The sequence below is a fragment of the Corynebacterium silvaticum genome, assembly GCF_004382825.2.
GTDB lineage: Bacteria > Actinomycetota > Actinomycetes > Mycobacteriales > Mycobacteriaceae > Corynebacterium > Corynebacterium silvaticum.
This window is the reverse complement of sequence record NZ_SDQO02000001.1, coordinates 402879-421969: the sequence shown is the minus strand read 5'-3', so window position 1 is coordinate 421969 and position 19091 is coordinate 402879. Positions and strand designations below refer to the sequence as shown.

The window sequence follows — 19091 nt, the reverse complement described above, 5'->3', positions numbered from 1 at the left end:
TCCTTAATTTTAAGGATTCAAGAAAACGTGGGGTTTTCTTGAAGGAAGACAACCGCTTTATGTGCTGCTGCCTGCTCTGCAAGTTTCTTATTGGGTCCTATTCCTTCTCCCAAAGTCGCAGTGCCCACGGTAACGACAGCAGTAAATGTTTGGCTGTGTTCTGGCCCCGTGGAGGAAGCTGTGTATACCGGCACGGGAAGTTTACGCTCAGCAGCGCGCTCCTGAAGCGTGGTTTTCCAGTCTTGGTGCATACCGACACCGACGGCACTGGCAGTATCGATCTTCTTTTGGAAAAGTCGTAAAACCGTGGCCCGAGCAACTTCAAAGCCGTGTGCTAAGTAGATTGCCCCCAAGAGAGCTTCAGTGGTATCAGCAAGAATCGATTCCTTGTCTCTACCATTAGTCATCAGCTCCCCTTTGCCCAGCAAAATGAAGCTACCCAACTTAATCTCCCGAGCAATATCAGCAAGGCCATAACGGCTCACTATGCTCGCGCGCATCTTGGAGATGTCACTTTCCGCCCTCGATGGGTATTGTTCGTACAATTTACCGGCAACGGACAGCCCCAAAACGGCATCGCCGAGGAACTCCAAACGCTCGTTGTTTGGAAGAGTCCCGTTTTCATTGGCAAAGGACCGGTGCGTCAACGCCAACATCAGCAGATCTTGAGGAATATCAACGCCCAAAGAGTCAATCAAAGAGTCGTAATTAATACGGTCGAAGGCTTCCTGCAAGGCATCAAAACCGGTTGCTCGTTGTTTTTTTCTGCTCACAGGAATTTCTCCAATCCAGCCCAGCGCGGATCAGTTCGATCCTGCTTCTCCCCAGACACTCCATCAGGTGCCGGCACATCGGATTCCGAATCATCGCAACCGGCTTCGCACACCGGGTTAAACGGTAAGTTCATACCAGCTTCATCGATAACAACTTGAAGGAGATCTATCGAGTCGTCAATAATCTTTGACACATCGTCCTCCCCCTCGTTGTCCTCCCCTTGGATGAAGTCATCGGTTGCCGCAAAAACTTCACTCACATGAAATTCTGCGTCTGGGGTGAGCAGCTTCAAGCAGCGTGCACATTCGCCCTCCAGCTCCGCCCGAATCGTCGCTTCTGCTATAACGGCATCTCCCAGCGGAATAAGGGTCACATCAACCTGGACCGAGCCGCCTTCTGGAATCCCGATCATCGCGGGACCAATGCGAACAGGACTAGGTCCAGTCTGCGTAAAGGTTTCGGGCATAGCATAACCCCGCAGCAGCGAGGACACGTTAAAAATAAAAGGAGAAGAATCGTTCATCATCGTCCCTTGAGTGTACTCGCTAGCAGTGCTAACGAGTACTTGTACACCTTAAGGAGGCTCTAGTTCTCGTATCCACCGCGCGTTGACGGCATGGTAGTTGCACCGGCAGAGGCACCTGCACCCCTGCGCAGAGCGGCACGATCACGAGAGATAGTACGAAGTGTTGCAGAAAGTGAGTCCTCAAACTCGGACAGCTTGTTCTCCACAAATGCATCGCATTCTTGACGCAAGCGGTTCGAGTCGGCATGGGCGGCATCGACAACGCGGTGAGCCTCTTCGTTCGCGCGGCGCACAACTTCAGCTTCGCTCACCAACCTATGCTGCTCCGCTAGGCCCTCGTCCACGCTACGTTGGTACTGCTCATTGCCACTCGCGACGATTCGCTCGGCCTCATTTTGTGCACGATTAATAGTGTCGTCAGCTTCTCGACGCGCGCTGTTGACCATGTGGTCAGCGTCGTCTTGTGCTTTAGCAACCGTGGCGTGAGCACGGTTTTCTGCATCCGTAAGCATCGTGTCAGATTCCTGACGGGCACGCTCCATAATGCTTGTGGCCTCACGGTCCGCCGAAGAAACCGTTTCGTGTGCGCGCTCCTCAGCACCACGAATGATTTCATCGCGCTGATCGAGGACATCCTGAGCATCATCGACTTCGACCGGCAGCGCATTGCGTAGGTCGTCGAGAAGCGCCAGCATCTCATTACGAGGAACCATGCAGTTAGACGTCATTGGAACGCCATATGCCTGCTCTACAGTCTGGACAAGTTCATCAAGGCATTCGAATACGCGGTACATGCTTTAAGGGTACTTCCCAGTACACAGCCTTTCCATTCTTAACGCCAAATTATTTTGCGCAAACCGCCAGAACTGGGCTTTTAGCGCCGCGCCTCCCCCAAAAATATTTGTCTCAGAGATACTTTTACGCCCCAGAAGGTCTCAATATTCACATATAGACGTGTCTTTGCGGCGAGCACGATTTACTGCTAGCAGCACTCAATTGCCACGCCACGCTTTTCTTGTTGTGTACAATCTTTTGTACTTAGCACGCGCTTTCAGCACCCTATTGACACAAGCTTCCTGTGTGACCACTCAGTAAGCACAACTTTTCCGGCCGCCAAACAACTTCCGCAGAGACAACCGCGGTTCCTAGAAGAACTGGCGTAGAGCAGCTTTCTCGCAACCACGCATACGTGGCCCTATCCCTTAAGGATCCCCATGACCCGCAAACTTGTAGCAACACTTTTCTATTCTGTCGATGGGCGCGCCACCCGCCCCGACACATTCCAATTTGATGCTTTTGATCAGGAACTAGCACAGCTTATGACCGAAAGCATCGGACGTATCGACGACGCCATCCTTGGACGCAACAGCTATAACGAATAGTCATCCTATTGGCCTGCTGTTACTGACGGCCCTGATGCCGGGTTCGCTGACTTTATTAATTCCACGCCAAAGCATGTGGCCAGCACATCCTTACAGCCTCAAGATATTACGTGGTCCAATACGCAGCTTATCGACGATAACCTCATCACCTACATCAGCAACCTCAAAGAGCAGCCCGGACGCGATATTGCAATCCAGGGTTCACTCTCTGTAGTCCGCCAGTGCGTGGAAGCCGGCATCATGGATGAGATCACGCTCATTATGCATCCAGTGATCGTTGGCACCGGCCCTACGCTTTTTGAGGGTCTCCCGCTTACGCGTCTACAACTGATCTCAGCTTCTACGACGTCAAAGGGAAACGTTATAGCCACCTATACGGCCCACGTCCAGATTCAAACTAGTACCGCAATTCCGACCCGGACGGATACGTTGTGCCCCAAACGCTCGCTAGGAGATGAGAGAAGCTGGGGTTACAGACTCCAGCCCTAGTGCTTCTCCCACCGCAGCGTTGGTTAGTTCCCCTTCCGCAGTATTAAGCCCCGCCGCAAAGTGTGGATCATCGGCCATTGCCTTGCGCCAACCTTTATCTGCCAGAGAAAGCAAGAAAGGAAGCGTGGCGTTAGTCAGCGCAGCGGTAGAGGTCACCGGTACCGCGCCAGGCATGTTTGTCACACAGTAGAAGACTTTTCCATCGACAATAAACGTTGGGTCGTCGTGTGTGGTGGGATGAGAATCAGCAAAGCAACCGCCCTGGTCAATAGCTATATCAACAAGAACCGTCCCCTCCCGCATAGACAGCACATGTTCATGGGTAACAAGTTTTGGCGCAGCGGCCCCGGGAATCAACACAGAACCGATCACCAGGTCAGCGTCAGCAACTGCGTGCGCAATGTTATAAGCGTTACTTGCCATGGTGATAAGACGAGGCCCGTACTGCGCCGAGAGATCACGCAGTCGATCCAGGTTGACGTCGAGAAGCGTCACTTGAGCGCCTAATCCCACAGCGATTCGAGCGGCCGACTCCCCCACAACCCCGCCGCCAATGATTGTCACTTTGCCCGGCGCGGTCCCCGGCACACCCGACAACAAAACTCCCGCTCCGCGTTGCGTGCGCATGAGGTGATACGCCCCTACCTGCGCAGCAAGACGCCCTGCGACCTCGCTCATGGGAGCTAGGAGCGGCAAGCCTTGATCACCGGTGACTGTCTCATACGCTATGGCGGTCACTCCGGCTTCCAAAAGCGCTTTGGCAGCCTCAGGGGCCGCAGCCAGATGCAGGTAGGTGAACAGAATTTGTCCCTGTTGAAAGTAGCCATACTCCTCAGAAAGTGGCTCTTTTACTTTGATCACGACATCTGCCGACCATGCTTCTGCGGCATCGCCTGCGATCCGGGCACCAGCTTTTACATATGCAGAGTCTTCAATACCAGAAGCAATTCCCGCGCCAGTTTGAATCATCACATCATGTCCACGTTTTACCAGTTCAACTACGCCAGCGGGGGTCAGTGCAACGCGAGATTCATTGTTTTTAATCTCTGTCGGGCAGCCGATAAGCATGATGTGTTCCTTTCTCTGGGGCCGTTGTGCGGACCAATGTGAGGACCATTGTGCCCCCAGTGTAGGATTATTTGTGGCTGGCGTCACTACTTTTAAAGATATTGATGTGCAACAACTTGTTCCATCCCCACTACAATCAGTTCCTTGAATAAAAGAAAAACGTGAAACCGCTGTATACACAGCAATTTCACGTTAAGAATCGATGACGAGTTTTAGATCACGCCTTGAGCGAGCATCGCATCGGCAACCTTTTTAAAGCCGGCGATGTTAGCACCGATCACGTAGTCGCCTTCATGCCCATACTCGCGGGCAGTGCGCTCACAATTCTGGAAAATTCCACGCATGATTTCCCGGAGGCGTTCATCCGCATATTCAAAGCTCCAAGAATCACGGGAGGCATTCTGCTGCATCTCCAGGGCCGATGTAGCCACACCGCCTGCATTGGCAGCTTTGCCTGGGCCAAAGTGGATACCCTTTTCACGGTAAACCTCAATAGCCTCTGCAGTCGACGGCATATTGGCGCCTTCTGCAACATACTTACAACCATTTTCTGCGAGCTTCTTGGCATGGTCGCCATCAAGTTCGTTTTGAGTTGCACAAGGCAAAGCTACGTCACAGGGAAGGTCCCAGATGGATCCATCTTCGTGATAAATTGCACCCTCTACCTCGTCGACATATGCAGTGGCACGCTCACGACGAACTTCCTTGATGTCCTTGAGCTTTGCGACGTCCACACCATTGGGAGTCTCAACCCAGCCCGAGGAATCAGAGAAAGCAATAACGGTTCCACCAAGCTCCTGAACCTTGGCGATAGCATAGATTGCTACGTTGCCAGAGCCCGAGACGATGACTTTTTTACCTTCGAAAGAGTCGCCATGATGCGCCAGCATCTCGCTAGTGAAATAAACCAGGCCGTAGCCGGTGGCTTCAGTACGAACCAATGAGCCACCCCAGGTAAGACCCTTTCCGGTAAGCACACCCGATTCATGCTGGTTAGCAAGACGACGATACTGTCCAAAGAGGAAGCCGATTTCACGCCCACCAACTCCAATATCACCGGCGGGAACGTCGCGATATTCGCCGATATGACGGTGCAGCTCAGTCATAAATGACTGACAAAAGCGCATGATTTCAGCATCGGATTTGCCCTTAGGATCAAAGTCCGAACCCCCCTTGCCGCCGCCAATAGGAAGCCCTGTGAGGGAGTTCTTGAAAATCTGCTCAAAACCCAAGAACTTGATGATGCCTAGGTTGACCGATGGGTGAAAACGCAGCCCACCCTTGTATGGGCCGATTGCAGAATTGAACTGCACGCGGAAACCACGGTTGATCTGTACCACACCTTGGTCATCCACCCATGGCACACGGAACATCAACTGGCGCTCTGGCTCGCAGAGTCGTTGAATAAGACCGTAATCAGCGTAGTGAGGATCCTTCTCCAGGACGGTTTTCAGGGAGTCAAGAACTTCCGCCACAGCCTGGTGAAACTCAGGCTCTGCAGGATTACGCTTTAGTAGTGCGTCATAGTAGCCCTGCACACGCTCGTCAATCGTTGACATGTTTTCCTACCTCCTAGGAACTTACTTCCGGAACCCCACACAACGCCTGCACATGCGCGGACGCAACCTAGCAAAAGATTGAATGCGGGCCAGCTCTCAAGCCGGCGATTGTGACTTTACACCGAATTATCTAAATTCACCTATCGGACTATCGAAAATAGCGCAGCGATACCAATTTCACCTGTCGTAAAAAATTAAAATATAGACCCCTACCTGCCACAATAAAACCACATTCCCGTGGGAAAAATTTTCCACAGGCGCCAAAAATATCTATCACCCCACAGAAAACCCGCCCTTTTCTGCCGAGTATCTGCCCATTGATAGATAAGTTTTCCATACAGGGTGGCGTCGAAAAGCTCATGGTACTGAGAGCCTGTGGACTTCCTCATCACGGCCTGCACATGCATTGCAGCCCTGTAGGCTAAGAAACCGACCGTCCGCAAACACCACGTGCGGACCAAACCAGCGCAAACAGAGCTGTGCCTGCCATACAAACAGCCTGCGAACACCGGAGAAAGGATGCGCGAACATGACCGTGGAGAATGTGCCGCCATATGACCTTGCAGATCTGCAACAAGGGCCACGTCAACCCCTCAATATTGTGATCGCTCCCGATTCTTTTAAAGGAACCGCTACCTCCACAGAAGCGGCCCGCTACATCAGCGATGGGATTAACCAAGAACTCCAACGACTCAACATTCCTCCAGAATCAGTCACTATCACGCTTGCCCCCATGGCAGACGGCGGAGAAGGCACCTCCTCTGTATTCAGCGGTGAAGAGATCACGCTACCGACCACTGATGCCATCGGACGACTCACCGAAGCCACCTACACATTCGATTCCGCATCACACACCGCATACATCGATGTCGCCGCAGCAAGCGGACTCGCAGCAGTAACAGACCGCCTCAACCCTACGTTTGCGGACACCTACGGAACCGGCGTACTCATAGCCGACGCACAAACACGCGGAGCAACGCGCATCGTCCTAGGACTCGGCGGAACCGCAACGACCGACGGAGGAACCGGAATCTTGGTGGCTCTAGGAGCCACTCCCATGGATAAGAACGGCCTAGCGCTCAAGCAAGGAGGCGCAGCGCTTATCGATATAGATTCCCTCGACACAGCTCAACTCAACATCCCAGCTGCAGCGATGGACTGGGTGCTGCTAAGTGACGTCACCGCACCGGCTATCGGCCCTCACGGCGCAGCCGCTCAATTTGGCCCTCAAAAAGGAGCCTCCGAGAGCGACATCGCACTACTTGATGCAGGTATTGCACGGCTTTGTGAAGTCTCCGGAGTCGACCCCACTACCGTGAGCATGGGAGCCGCAGGAGCACTGGCAGTGGGTATCACATGGTTATCGGGGATATTCCACGGAAACGCTGATCATGTGCGTATTCTTCCCGGAGCACACGTCGTTGCCCAGTCGCTCGGCCTTGAAGATTTGGCACAACACGCGGATATCCTTATCACCGGCGAAGGAGCCTTCGACTCCCAGTCGACCAAAGGAAAAGTAGTAGGAACAGTCCTTTCCTTCAAAGGAGAAAACACCCTCCCTGTTATCGTCGCGGGCAAGTTAGCTGACGACGCACCACAAGGAGCACTTCCCATCCAGCTCGCGCCTCTCGACGAAGTCGCCTCCACACAAGAGCAACTCACCCGCGCCGGCAGCGCAGTGATGAGGTCTTATCTCAAAATTTCAAGCGACCACGGGTAAGGAGTGGCCTGTTCAAAGGCCTGCTCATCGTTGAGCGCTAGTGTGTCACGAGGAAGATCGGCAAGCGGGGTGAAAAGACGCGAATACGTCATCGCTAACTCATTGAGTGAACCACCTACCCCGCTTACGTCAATAGAGAAACGCTGAACAGTCACATCATCTTCTGATGCTTCCACTACGTCGTCCTCGTCATATTCCGGTTCATTGTCTCTTTGTTCCCGCAATATTTGCCGCAGCTGATCTTCCAATAATGGCTCAACATGAGGGTGCGGATCGTGAGTCACATCCGCCGATACAATCTTGCCATCGCGAATAAGAAGCTCGTTGAGTGTGCGCACGCGCTTAGTCATAGACGCTGCATTTTCACTATCTATCAGGCAATCAAACTGAATCGTAGGCATAGTACCAGAGTAGCTAATATTCTAAAGAGCTATGAACGCGCAGATGTATTCGCGACCCACCCCGATCGTGACCATGGCAGACGGAACAATCAAACAGGTCAACCCCTTCTCCGGGACTCAAGTGTGGACGGTTCCGGGGAGAGGCAACCGTCCCCTGGCACACCTGCCAGCAGACATCCACGATCTCACTTTTCAAGACCACGTTTCCACCTGTGCTTTTTGCGCAGATCGCCAGATAGAAACGCCTCCGGAAAAATCGCGAATGGTCTTAAGTCCTGCCGAGGGAACGTCCGATTGGGACATTCTGCGCGGCGTGAACGCTGCAGAACTTCATGCTACGACGGCAGAATTCCGCCGAGTCCCAAATCTATTTGAGATCGTCTCCTACGATTACTGGCACGATAACTACGGATATTGTTTAGACGCGGAAACCCAAACCCGCATGGAACATTACCTAGCATCGGATTCTGGCAAGAAGCATGTGTTAGAAATTGCCAAAACCAAGCGCAGAGCCGCTGGTGATAGTGGGGATCACACTGAAAGCGAGCTTTTACAAGACGCGCCCGCATTCTTCGGTGGCGGACATGACGTGATCATAGCCCGCCGCCACTACACCGATAGTGCTACGAGCAGCGATCAACTAGCGTCTGCCGGAACTCTCACACACGAGGAACACGAGGCTTTTATACGTTTCACTATAGATTCGCTGCGCGACCTCTATGCCCGCAACCGCTATGCGCCCTACGTTGCGGTTTTTCAAAACTGGCTCAAACCCGCCGGTGCTTCTTTTGATCACTTACACAAGCAATTAGTCGCTGTTGATGAACGCGGCGTTCATTCCGACATAGAAGTACAAAAACTGCGCCAGAACCCCAATATGTATAACGAATGGGCCGTCGATTTCGCCGCCATGCACAACCTCGTGATTGCAGAAAACGACCATGCCATATGTTTTGCAGGTTTTGGTCACCGTTTCCCCACCCTTGAGGTGTTCTCCAAATCAGCGGTCTCTGAACCCTGGCTGCAGTCGCCAGAAGAAATCCGCGCCATGAGCGACCTAGTACACGCATGCCATGCCGGTGCAGGCCCACAAATCCCCTGCAATGAAGAATGGCATCATAAACCCGCCGACGTAGACATCCCCATGCCGTGGCGCATCATGATCAAGTGGCGAGTATCCACACTCGCGGGCTTTGAGGGCGGAACAAAAATTTACCTGAATACGCTTTCTCCATGGGACGTTCGAGACCGGATTGTCCATGCGCTCTATAGCCTCCGTGGCCAAGGCCGCATCTCCCCGAATATTCGAATTGCTACGGAATGCACGCTTCAGCGCAATAGTTTGAAATACACTACCTCACTGCATTAAATAGCCCTCACCAGGCGATCGCATCCTCTACCCCCTGGGAAGTATCCGGTGCCTTATCGCGCCGGGATGCAAGAACCGGGGGGATGTTTACTAATGCTCGGGTCGCTTTCTTTATGGTGGAGTGCATGGATATCGCTGAATTTTTGGCTTCCTCTACGACCGACCTCAGTTGGCAAAAGGACTTCTACCAGTGGATGCATTCTCACCCCGAGCTCTCTGGTTGGGAACGAGAAACCTCCGCAAAAATCCAAGAGAAGCTTGCTGAATTCAACTGTGACATCATCCCATCGATCGGCGGACACAGGGTTGTAGCGATCTTTAATAACGGCGAAGGCCCGTGCGTCCTTGCCCGCGCCGATTTTGACGCGCTTCCAGTGGAAGAAACCACAGGCGTAAGTTTTGCTTCACGTCGCATAGATACTTCCGGGGAATCACCAGTTCCGGTTATGCACGCTTGCGGACACGATATGCATACCACCGCGTTGTTGGGAGCCTGTGCGCTTATCGACGCCCACCGCTCACGCTGGTCGGGCACATTCATCGCGCTTTTTCAACCCTCCGAGGAAAACGGCGCTGGCGCTGAAGCCATGGTCGCCGACGGTCTGGTGGCAAAGATTCCGCGTCCTGACGTGTGTTTCGCACAGCACATCGTGCCAGGTCCTGCTGGCGTTGTTATGTCCAAACCAGGTGCGGTCCTCGCAGCATGCGATTCCATAGTAATACGCATCGAGGGGAAAAGCGCTCATGGTTCGATGCCCCATAATTCGATTGATCCCACGTATATCGCAGCCATGATCGTTATTCGCCTTCAAGGCATCGTGGGCCGCGAGATCGCGCCTCAAGACTTTGCGATCGTCTCTGTGGGAACCTTGGAATCAGGGCACTCCAACAATACGATCCCAGGAAGTGCACGGATTGTGCTGAACTGCCGTATGTACAGCAACGAGGTTCGGCACAAACTTTATGCCGCCATCGAACGCGTAGTGCAGGCGGAATGTGTGGCTTCTGGAGTGATTGTCCCTCCTACTTTCCGCTATTTCGCCCACGGCCCACTGACAGAAAACGACCCCCATGTGTTCGCACGTGTGCGAGCTAGTTTTGATCAGGTGTTTGGGACAGACTCTCGTACTGCAAGCCAGTGGACAGCGTCGGAAGATTTTTCCAACAGCCCCATGGCATTCAACTCCCCGTATCTCTTCTGGACCATGGGAGCCACGCCACGCGATCAATGGGAAGACGCGGAGCGGCGCGGAACCATAGAATCGGATATCCCGGTCAATCACATGGGCTCTTTCCTACCCGATTATGTGCCCACGGTGACATCCGCAACTCATGCCACAGTCACAGCGGCGCTTACTTATCTGGGGCATCAGTAGTTCAACCGACAGGCCTCTGCGCCAACAAGAGGGCCGAGCCTGTGCCTGTTTATTGCTATTAGTCTGTAGACGATTCCAGCAAAAGGGGCGACCACGGGGTTTTTTAACGCTCTTCCCGCGCACCTGAGCCCAGCGTTGCGTCCCCCATTTTCTAGAATGCTCGCTATAGCGTTCGCTCCCTGGTACCAAGAATTATTAACCCGAGATACCGCCGAATGACTAATATTTTTCCCCACATAAGAGGAATCCGGCACGGCTGGAATTATGTGTGTACTCGGGCATAGTCGTGCCAAAACTCCTGCACTTACCTCGCAAAAGCCGCAGTCACGATCAAAATAAAATTCCAGCCTCACTGCCCTTATACCCCTTCATTTCCTTGCGCTCTCTAGAGCTTTTAGTTCTACCTGCTAATAAAGCACCACGCCATCCCCAAAACAGCACTACACAAACCCCGGGCTAATGCGTTGTTCCCCTACCCGGATATTTTGGAACTAAATACCATTATGCGAACTGTCCTTGCCCTACTTGGTGGGGTCTTTGCATTGCTTTTCTAGCGTGAGCAGGGATACCTCGCTATGTATCCGATCACGTTAAGAGGCATCTCTACTGCGCGCTTTTTCTCACATAAAACCCACATCATCGGGCATAACGCAGTGTGATTATGAGGCTGCGCAGGGGCGTCGTATAGCTATTTCCCTCGTTATCTCCATATATGTTATGCCACGGGCAATGTGTCTGCCTTGGTATTGCATGTGGCGATGTCCATCCGCATATAGGATATGGAGGGTGAATTGCGCAAAGAAAATGTGCAGCAATCTTTTTCAAAGGTCAGGAGTTCTTTAATGAACAAACACCGTTCACACGAGCACACTGAAGACATTTCAGCTTTTGCTGACAACATCGGTGGGTACGTCCGTAGCGCTTCCGGATCCTCTCCGCAGGCAGCAACCGACAGAAAATTCTGGTTCGGCCTATCCAACTCCGTCATGGAACAACTTGCTGATAACTGGGCAAAAACCATGGAAACGTATTCTGCGACCCGCCAGCAGCATTACTTTTCCGCGGAGTTCCTCATGGGACGCGCCTTGCTTAATAACCTCACCAACCTGGGTCTTGAGGAAGACGCAAAGGAAGCTGTGCGGTTGCAAGGGCACGAGCTCTCCGACGTGCTAGAAGCTGAAAACGATGCAGCTCTGGGCAACGGTGGCCTCGGGCGTCTCGCTGCGTGCTTCCTCGATTCCTGTGCCACACAGAACCTGCCGGTTACTGGATATGGTTTGCTCTATCGCTATGGGCTTTTCCGTCAGACCTTTGACAACGGATTCCAAACTGAGCATCCTGACGCATGGCGAGAAGACGGCTATCCATTTACGATTCGTCGCGATGATCAGCAACGCATCGTCACCTTCGACGACATGGTTGTGCGCGCCACCCCTTATGACATGCCCATCACAGGGTATGGCACAGATAACGTGGGAACCCTACGTCTGTGGAAGTCCGAGCCGCTCGAAGAGTTCGACTATGATGCCTTCAATTCCCAGCGCTTTACCGACGCCATCGTCGAGCGGGAGCGCGTCATGGATATCTGCCGAGTGCTTTACCCCAATGACACAACATATGCCGGAAAAGTCCTGCGTGTGCGTCAGCAATACTTCTTTGTGTCTGCGTCCTTGCAGCAAATGCTCGATAACTACGTCAAACACCATGGCGATGACGTCCGCGGATTCCATAAGTACAACAGCATCCAGCTCAACGATACGCACCCCGTGCTGGCTATTCCCGAACTGATGCGCTTGCTTCTCGACGAACACGGCCTTTCATGGGACGACGCTTGGAAGGTAGTCCAAGGTACCTTTGCGTACACCAACCATACGGTTCTCGCGGAGGCTCTCGAGCAGTGGAACGTTTCCATTTTCCAGCAGCTGTTCTATCGCATCTGGGAAATCACCGCAGAAATCGACCGTCGCTTCCGCGAGGATATGGAACAACGCGGCCTTAATCAGGAACAGATCAATTACCTTTCCCCCGTCCATGATGGCAATGTCCACATGGCGTGGATCACCTGCTACGCGGCATTCTCCATCAATGGTGTCGCTGCCCTGCATACCGAGATCATCAAGGCGGACACACTCAAAGAATGGCATGCTCTGTGGCCAGAAAAATTCAACAACAAAACCAACGGCGTCACTCCACGTCGCTGGTTGAAGATGTGCAACCCGCGTCTTTCTGAGCTCCTAACACGCCTGTCGGGTTCAGACGCATGGGTCACCGATCTTTCTGAGCTGAAAAAGCTCCGCTCTTATGTCGATGATGAAGAGATCATGAAGGAGCTCTTGGAGATCAAGGCCACTAACAAGCGTGATTTCGCTGTCTGGCTCAAGGATCGCCAAGGCCTTGAGATTGATCCCGAGTCGATCTTTGACACCCAGATCAAGCGACTCCACGAGTACAAGCGTCAGCTCCTCAACGCTATCTACATCATCGACCTTTACTTCCGCATCAAAGAAGACGGTGAAACCCAGATTCCTCCACGCACCTTCATCTTCGGTGCAAAGGCTGCTCCGGGCTACATCCGAGCTAAAGCCATTATCAAGCTCATCAATGCTATTGCGGACCTAGTAAACAACGACCCAGAGGTCTCCAAACTCATCAAGGTCGTGTTTGTGGAGAATTACAATGTCTCCCCCGCCGAGCACATCATCCCGGCTTCCGATGTCTCTGAGCAGATCTCCACGGCAGGTAAAGAGGCTTCGGGCACATCAAACATGAAGTTCATGATGAATGGTGCGCTCACCCTAGGAACCCTTGACGGTGCCAATGTTGAGATTCTTGACTCCGTAGGCAACGACAACGCCTACATCTTTGGCGCCAAGAACGAGGAACTCCCCGAGCTTAAAGCACGGTACAACCCCATGGGCACCTATGAGATGGTCCCGGGGCTAAAACGAGCACTCGACGCCCTTATCGACGGCACCCTCGACGACGATAATTCCGGCTGGTTCCACGATCTCAGAGGATCGCTTCTCGACGGAAACGGCTGGGAGACTCCCGACGTCTACTACGTTCTAGGCGATTTCTCTGCGTACCGCGAGACTCGCGACGCTATGGCAGCGGACTATGTCAACGATCAGTTGGCGTGGGCCCGCAAATGTTGGATAAATATCTGCGAATCAGGGCGTTTCTCCTCCGATCGCACCATTTCCGATTACGCACAAGAAGTGTGGGCTATCGAGCCAACCGCCATCGCGTAGCCATTAGTTGATTTTTCCGATAAGTCGCGATACCTTTTTAGGTCTCGTAACTTATTCAGTTTTCTATCAGATAAACGCGCTATCTTTCTCAGAAACTGACGTCCGCGAGCGGAAAACTTTGTGCTTTGTATCACGTTTCAATCCATGAAGGCTTAACGTTCCGTAATAGCAAATGTAGACCCGCTGTCAACCATGTAAGAGCGACAGCCACGACCTCGCAGAGAAAGATTGATTCATGACCGCAAAACGATTCCAGATGAGCCGGAAAAAGATTTCTATCATCGCCGCAGTACTCGTTGTAGTCCTCGCGGTAGCACTTTTTGTCTTCAAACCGTGGTTGCTTTTCATTGACAAGAATGTCGAAGACCAGCTTCCTGCTGCACTCTCCTCCCAGACCTCCACACAAAGCACCCCGTCAACCGGTGATGCCATGGAGCGTACCGACAAGATGATGGCAGAAAACGCCGCCCAGCATCGCCAAGGTACTTTCATTTCTCACGAGCACCAGACAAGCGGCAAGGTTGATCTGATCGTAGACGCCGACGGCAAAAAGAAGCTTGTTCTTAGCAACCTCTCCACCTCCAACGGCCCCGACGTTCACGTATGGCTAAGCAAGGGCCCCGTTGTTGAAGGCCAGGCCGGCTGGTTTGTAGCCAAGGACCACGAGCACTTTGACGTTGCCCCCATCAAGGGCAACCAGGGCAACCAGGTGTACACCCTGCCTGACAACATCAACTTCTCCGATTGGAAGTCCGTAACCCTGTGGTGCGAAGCTTTCAATGTCTCCTTCGGCGCGGCTGAGCTCTCCTAGTTAACCCCGCTATTGAAATAAAAGGAAGCGGTCCATGAATGGACCGCTTCCTTTTATCACGTTTTAGTGCTTATACGTGTGTTTCTTCACCCAACAAATGCACATGAATCATGTTGGTGTTGCCAGGGATTCCCGGAGGAGTACCAGCAACAAGCACAATCATATCATCACGATGATAGGCGTCCATGCCCAAGAGCTGATCATCGATCTGCTTCATCATGTCGTCGGTGTCTTTAACCTCAGGTGTCAAGAAAGTCTCCACGCCCCAGGTCAGAGCCAACTGCGAACGAACCGCCTGGTTTGGTGTAAAGACCAATAGCGGAAGATGCGAGTGCAAACGAGCAACACGCTTAGCGGTGTCTCCCGAGGAGGTAAAAGCAACCAGTGCCTTAGCGTTAAGGCGCTCGGCAATGTCTCGTGCCGAATAAGAAATCACGCCACGCTTAGTGCGCGGAATGTGTGCCAGGTCAGGCACCTTTCCATCGGTCTCAGCATAGGAGACGATGCGAGACATAGTGCGAACGACGTTATGGGGGTCAATACCCACAGAGGTTTCACCAGAAAGCATCACGGCGTCTGCGCCGTCAAGAACGGCATTGGCCACGTCTGAAGCCTCAGCGCGAGTCGGGCGCATATTTTCGATCATGGAATCAAGCATCTGCGTAGCCACGATGACCGGCTTTGCGTTTTCCCGAGCGATCTGGATTGCGCGCTTCTGGAAGAGCGGAACTTGCTCAAGCGGGCACTCCACGCCCAGGTCACCACGTGCAATCATAATGCCGTCGAAAGCCAAAACGATCGACTCCAAAGCATCCATTGCCTCAGGCTTTTCCAACTTGGCGATAACAGGGCATCGACGCCCTTCTTCATCCATAATTGCATGGACGAGCTCAACGTCCGCTGGCGAACGAACAAAGGACAAAGCGATGATGTCAACGCCAAGGTTTATTGCAAAGCGTAGGTCCTCGATGTCTTTCTCCGATAGCGCGGGAACGGAAATATCCATTCCGGGAAGAGAGACTCCCTTGTTATTAGAGACAGGCCCGCCTTCAATAACCTCGCAGATAACATCGTTGCCTTCGACGTCGACGCAGCGCAGTGCTACCTTGCCGTCGTCGACAAGCAAACGATCGCCCGGCTTAGCATCTTTAGCTAGGTTCTTATACGTCGTAGAAACACGGTCGTGTGTTCCTTCAACGTCATCAACCGTAATGCGAACAATTTCTCCGTTTGCCCAAACGGTGGCACCCTCTACAAAACGACCAAGGCGAATCTTTGGCCCCTGCAGGTCCGCGAGGATGCCCACTGCTTTGCCGGTTTTATCGGTTGCTTCACGCACCCACTTGTAGTTTTTCTCGTGGTCCGAGTGGTCACCATGTGACATGTTCATTCGGGCGACGTTCATGCCATCCTGGACTAAGCGCAGGATTCCATCTTCACTGGCCACTGCCGGGCCAAGAGTACAAACAATCTTTGTGCGACGTTCCATGATTTAAACCCTAATCCCGAATAGTGCATCCTGCTAGCGACTTCTGTCCCCGTACCCACATTTTTTCATCTCGCTGACTCCCCACCGCCATCAAAACCATAGAAAACAGACATTATCGGGCCTATTCGGGCAATTTGGGTCAATCTGAAAAGTTTTCGCGATTTCCATCACAAAGACAAATAACCCACGATATTCAGAAGGGAGCAGCCGGAATATCCGACCACTCCCTAGAAAATCCGTAGATTAAGAGCTGCGTGCCTCGCTAGTATCCTGCGGATCAGGCCCTGCCTTCGCAGTCTCTTCCCCTGCTTTTTGCAGCTTTCTGCGACAACACATAAAAAACAACAACTGAGATGATAAAGACCACAGCGGAAACAATAACGTTGATGCGTAACCCAAAAAGATGAGTTGCTTCATCTACTCGCATAGTTTCAATAAAGAATCGCCCTAAGGTGTACCCCGCAACGTACAAGGCGAACACCCGTCCATGGCCCAGCGTAAATTTCTTATCTGCCCAGAGTAAGAACAAGAAGACCGAAACATTCCATAGCAGCTCATAAAGGAATGTCGGATGGACAGTAGCGATAACCTCGCCAGTCGAATGTCCGGTGAGCGGAGCAAATTTTCCTTCAGCATCCACGCGGTAATAAATTTCTAGCGCCCATGGCACAGACGTTTCTGCCCCATATAGCTCTTGGTTAAACCAGTTGCCTAGGCGGCCTATTCCCTGCGCTAACACAATGCCAGGCGCCATCGCATCGGCGAAAGGAGCAAAAGGAACATTCTTTGCCCTTAAATAAAAATAGACGCACACTGTCCCTAGGAAGACAGCACCCCAAATACCAAGGCCACCATTAGTAATCTTGAGGGCATCCAGCGGGTTGCAATCATCGCAAAAATACTTCTGATGATCTGTTATCACGTGGTAGAGGCGTCCGCCTATCACGCCGGAGATCATCGCCACGATAGCGGCATCGATCACCACGTCTGGATTCCCACCACGCTTAACGTATCTCTTGGAGCCTATCCACACAGCGATGATAAACCCCGTAATGATGCATAGTGCATATGCACGAATGGGGATCCCGGCTAACATCCATACGCCCTGAGGAGGGGATGGCAGATACGCCATATTACTCACAGTCACCTTGAATAAACTCCAGTCGTCATTAGTAACGGAACTTCCTTAGTTTGCCGTATTCCGCTCTATAACCCAACTGTGTAAGGCTAATTTTTAGCCGTTTCGACCCTTTTTATCCTCGGGATGGGCACGAGGGATGCTGCCCCGCCGCCACCAACGAACGCGTCGCCTCGCACGGATCGGCGGCAGTAACGATCTTTTCTCCCACCACCACAGCGTCCGCTCCAGACGCTGCATAATCCAAGAGTTCGCGAGCGTTACGCACACCAGACAAAGCGACCCTAATAACATCGGTGGGAAGCCCCGGGGCAATTTCTGCAAAGGCCAGCCGGTTAAGCGTCATCGTCGAGAAGTCTCGAGCATTGACTCCTATGACTTTCGCACCCGCTGCTACCGCGCGGGATGCTTCCTCGGTGTCCCGGACCTCTACCAGAGCGGCCATTCCAAGGGATTCGATCCTGTCTATAAGCGCGATCATCCTGGCCTGGTCTAAAGCGGCCACACGCAACGGCACCATATCTGCCCCATAGCAGCGTGCCTCATGGATTTGATAGGGATCCACGATGAAGTCTCGGCACATTACTGGCACCGATACTGCATGACGGATTTCAGCCATCTCAGACAACGAGCCGTGGAACCTCCGCCGTTCCGTTTGGCATGCGATCAAGCTAGCGCCACCGGCGACAAGTTCTTTTGCTAGGCCAACAGGAGAATTGATCTCTGCCAAAACGCCTCGGTCAGGAGCGGCGCGTTTAATCTCCGCAATTACGCCGCAACCACTACTAAGAAGCGCGGCAATTGCATCCCGAGGCGGCTCACAGGCACGCGAACGGGCTTTGATCTCTTTAAACGACACCACTGATTCTCGCGCAGCTACGTCTTCAATGACGCCCGCAATAATCTCTTCGAAGACTGATGCCATAACCCGTCCCATTATCTTTAGAATGATCGTTTTTAGGCTACTGGAACAACCTGCACTTGTGAAAATTGCCCTTTTTCTTGGGGCTATGAACCATTAAGCATATTTCCCTAGAGTTCCTCTAGAACCGAATAAGCCTATCCGCGACCTTTGTCCACTGTGGGATCTATATCAGCGTCAATAGCATCCCACAGGACTCTTCCCGAATCAGGGGCGTCTTCCAGATCTTTACGTATCTTCTGTGAGCGTTCTTGTTTGCGCTCATACCGATTCTTCTTCACAGAATCTTGCCCGGGGTTCATCACAAGCACCAATCCCCCGAATAATGCAAGCGCGCACCCAATGATTGCTAAGGCCGCGGCGGGAGTATGCGTTGTAAGATTCGTAATTTCTGCCCACCCAGTAAGCGCAGCGCCATCTTTTTGATGCCCTGATGCAGATCCCGAGGTCAACAGGTTCAAAACACGTTCCCGATCTGGGTCTGTTGTCACAAGATGAATCGGGGACCATGCTCCCCCGGCCGCTGCTAATCCTGCAACTATGCCGACTAGCCGACGCCCGGCGCGTCGTAAAGCAAAACTTGCTATGCAGGCAGCGAGAAGCACAAGAGCTACTGCAGTCGTCTCGATGCTCCACATCGCACCACTAACGTCGAGGGATTTGCTTCCCGACTTATCGTCGTACGCTTCCACGCCCAGCCATGGCATGCGTGACGCGCCCCAGACAGCTAATGCTCCAAGCCCAATAAGGGCGCTCGATTGCATGGGTTTGATCGCCATGTTGGTTCAACCTCTCTTTGACGTGGGATGCTGTCTT

General features: G+C 52.6%; 18 protein-coding genes. 7 read left to right on the top strand and 11 right to left on the bottom strand.

What is annotated here, in order from left to right; all coding sequences use genetic code 11:
* Positions 1 to 17: 17 nt before the first annotated feature.
* From rnc to ET810_RS01985, 3 genes are read right to left on the bottom strand one after another with little or no spacing between them, the layout of a single operon-like run.
* Positions 18 to 773 carry a ribonuclease III gene (rnc, locus tag ET810_RS01995; protein ID WP_134315953.1) on the bottom strand — a complete coding sequence of 252 codons (756 nt, stop codon included), beginning with the start codon at positions 771 to 773 and terminating at the stop codon, positions 18 to 20.
* Entirely contained in the window at positions 770 to 1300 is a 531-nt protein-coding gene (locus tag ET810_RS01990) for a YceD family protein (RefSeq protein WP_166740996.1), read from the bottom strand. Before ET810_RS01990 ends, rnc begins: the two co-directional genes overlap by 4 nt.
* Positions 1301 to 1359: 59 nt before the next feature.
* Positions 1360 to 2094 carry a DivIVA domain-containing protein gene (locus tag ET810_RS01985; RefSeq protein WP_087454219.1) on the bottom strand — a complete coding sequence of 245 codons (735 nt, stop codon included), beginning with the start codon at positions 2092 to 2094 and terminating at the stop codon, positions 1360 to 1362.
* A 420-nt stretch (positions 2095 to 2514) separates the two neighbouring features.
* On the opposite strand from ET810_RS01985, the gene ET810_RS12285 reads away from it, so the two are divergent.
* Together ET810_RS12285 and ET810_RS12280 are read left to right on the top strand one after the other, a co-directional pair.
* Positions 2515 to 2682, top strand: coding sequence for a dihydrofolate reductase family protein (locus ET810_RS12285; protein ID WP_225870066.1), 168 nt, complete (start codon positions 2515 to 2517; stop codon positions 2680 to 2682).
* A gap of 54 nt (positions 2683 to 2736) precedes the next feature.
* Positions 2737 to 3171, top strand: a complete 435-nt coding sequence (locus tag ET810_RS12280) for a dihydrofolate reductase family protein (protein ID WP_225870100.1) — start codon at positions 2737 to 2739, stop codon at positions 3169 to 3171.
* Here ET810_RS12280 and ald read toward each other — a convergent pair.
* Together ald and gdhA are read right to left on the bottom strand one after the other, a co-directional pair.
* Positions 3130 to 4239 carry an alanine dehydrogenase gene (gene ald / locus ET810_RS01975; protein ID WP_087454220.1) on the bottom strand — a complete coding sequence of 370 codons (1110 nt, stop codon included), beginning with the start codon at positions 4237 to 4239 and terminating at the stop codon, positions 3130 to 3132. The genes ET810_RS12280 and ald overlap by 42 nt on opposite strands.
* Before the next feature lie 212 nt (positions 4240 to 4451).
* Positions 4452 to 5798: an NADP-specific glutamate dehydrogenase gene (gdhA, locus tag ET810_RS01970; protein WP_087454221.1), complete on the bottom strand. Its 1347-nt coding sequence runs from the start codon at positions 5796 to 5798 to the stop codon at positions 4452 to 4454.
* A 529-nt stretch (positions 5799 to 6327) separates the two neighbouring features.
* On the opposite strand from gdhA, the gene ET810_RS01965 reads away from it, so the two are divergent.
* Entirely contained in the window at positions 6328 to 7518 is a 1191-nt protein-coding gene (locus ET810_RS01965) for a glycerate kinase (protein ID WP_134315954.1), read from the top strand.
* On the opposite strand, the gene ET810_RS01960 is transcribed toward ET810_RS01965, so the two are convergent.
* Complete coding sequence (locus tag ET810_RS01960) at positions 7488 to 7919, bottom strand: hypothetical protein (protein ID WP_087454223.1); 432 nt, start codon at positions 7917 to 7919, stop codon at positions 7488 to 7490. The genes ET810_RS01965 and ET810_RS01960 overlap by 31 nt on opposite strands.
* A gap of 31 nt (positions 7920 to 7950) precedes the next feature.
* Here ET810_RS01960 and ET810_RS01955 point away from each other — a divergent pair, with 31 nt between their 5' ends.
* Both ET810_RS01955 and ET810_RS01950 read left to right on the top strand, forming a co-directional pair.
* Positions 7951 to 9288, top strand: a complete 1338-nt coding sequence (locus ET810_RS01955; RefSeq protein ID WP_087454224.1) for a DUF4921 family protein — start codon at positions 7951 to 7953, stop codon at positions 9286 to 9288.
* A gap of 113 nt (positions 9289 to 9401) precedes the next feature.
* Positions 9402 to 10664, top strand: a complete 1263-nt coding sequence (locus ET810_RS01950; RefSeq protein WP_134315992.1) for an amidohydrolase — start codon at positions 9402 to 9404, stop codon at positions 10662 to 10664.
* Here the strand turns inward: ET810_RS01950 and ET810_RS13270 are convergent.
* Positions 10658 to 11017 carry a DCC1-like thiol-disulfide oxidoreductase family protein gene (locus tag ET810_RS13270; RefSeq protein WP_166740995.1) on the bottom strand — a complete coding sequence of 120 codons (360 nt, stop codon included), beginning with the start codon at positions 11015 to 11017 and terminating at the stop codon, positions 10658 to 10660. The genes ET810_RS01950 and ET810_RS13270 overlap by 7 nt on opposite strands.
* A 489-nt stretch (positions 11018 to 11506) precedes the next feature.
* On the opposite strand from ET810_RS13270, the gene ET810_RS01940 reads away from it, so the two are divergent.
* Together ET810_RS01940 and ET810_RS01935 are read left to right on the top strand one after the other, a co-directional pair.
* Positions 11507 to 13915, top strand: coding sequence for a glycogen/starch/alpha-glucan phosphorylase (locus tag ET810_RS01940; protein WP_087454226.1), 2409 nt, complete (start codon positions 11507 to 11509; stop codon positions 13913 to 13915).
* A 235-nt stretch (positions 13916 to 14150) separates the two neighbouring features.
* Positions 14151 to 14726, top strand: a complete 576-nt coding sequence (locus tag ET810_RS01935) for a DM13 domain-containing protein (protein WP_087454227.1) — start codon at positions 14151 to 14153, stop codon at positions 14724 to 14726.
* Between the two features lie 70 nt (positions 14727 to 14796).
* Here the strand turns inward: ET810_RS01935 and pyk are convergent, their stop codons facing one another.
* The 4 genes from pyk to ET810_RS01915 form a co-directional block, all read right to left on the bottom strand.
* The gene (pyk, locus tag ET810_RS01930) at positions 14797 to 16215 is read right to left on the bottom strand and encodes a pyruvate kinase (protein WP_087454228.1); all 1419 of its coding nucleotides are present in this window, start codon (positions 16213 to 16215) and stop codon (positions 14797 to 14799) included.
* A 277-nt stretch (positions 16216 to 16492) separates the two neighbouring features.
* Positions 16493 to 17356 carry a prolipoprotein diacylglyceryl transferase gene (lgt, locus tag ET810_RS01925; RefSeq protein ID WP_225870099.1) on the bottom strand — a complete coding sequence of 288 codons (864 nt, stop codon included), beginning with the start codon at positions 17354 to 17356 and terminating at the stop codon, positions 16493 to 16495.
* A gap of 112 nt (positions 17357 to 17468) precedes the next feature.
* Positions 17469 to 18278, bottom strand: a complete 810-nt coding sequence (gene trpC / locus ET810_RS01920) for an indole-3-glycerol phosphate synthase TrpC (RefSeq protein WP_087454230.1) — start codon at positions 18276 to 18278, stop codon at positions 17469 to 17471.
* Between the two features lie 134 nt (positions 18279 to 18412).
* Entirely contained in the window at positions 18413 to 19054 is a 642-nt protein-coding gene (locus tag ET810_RS01915) for a TIGR02234 family membrane protein (protein WP_134315956.1), read from the bottom strand.
* Between the last annotated feature and the right edge of the window lie 37 nt (positions 19055 to 19091).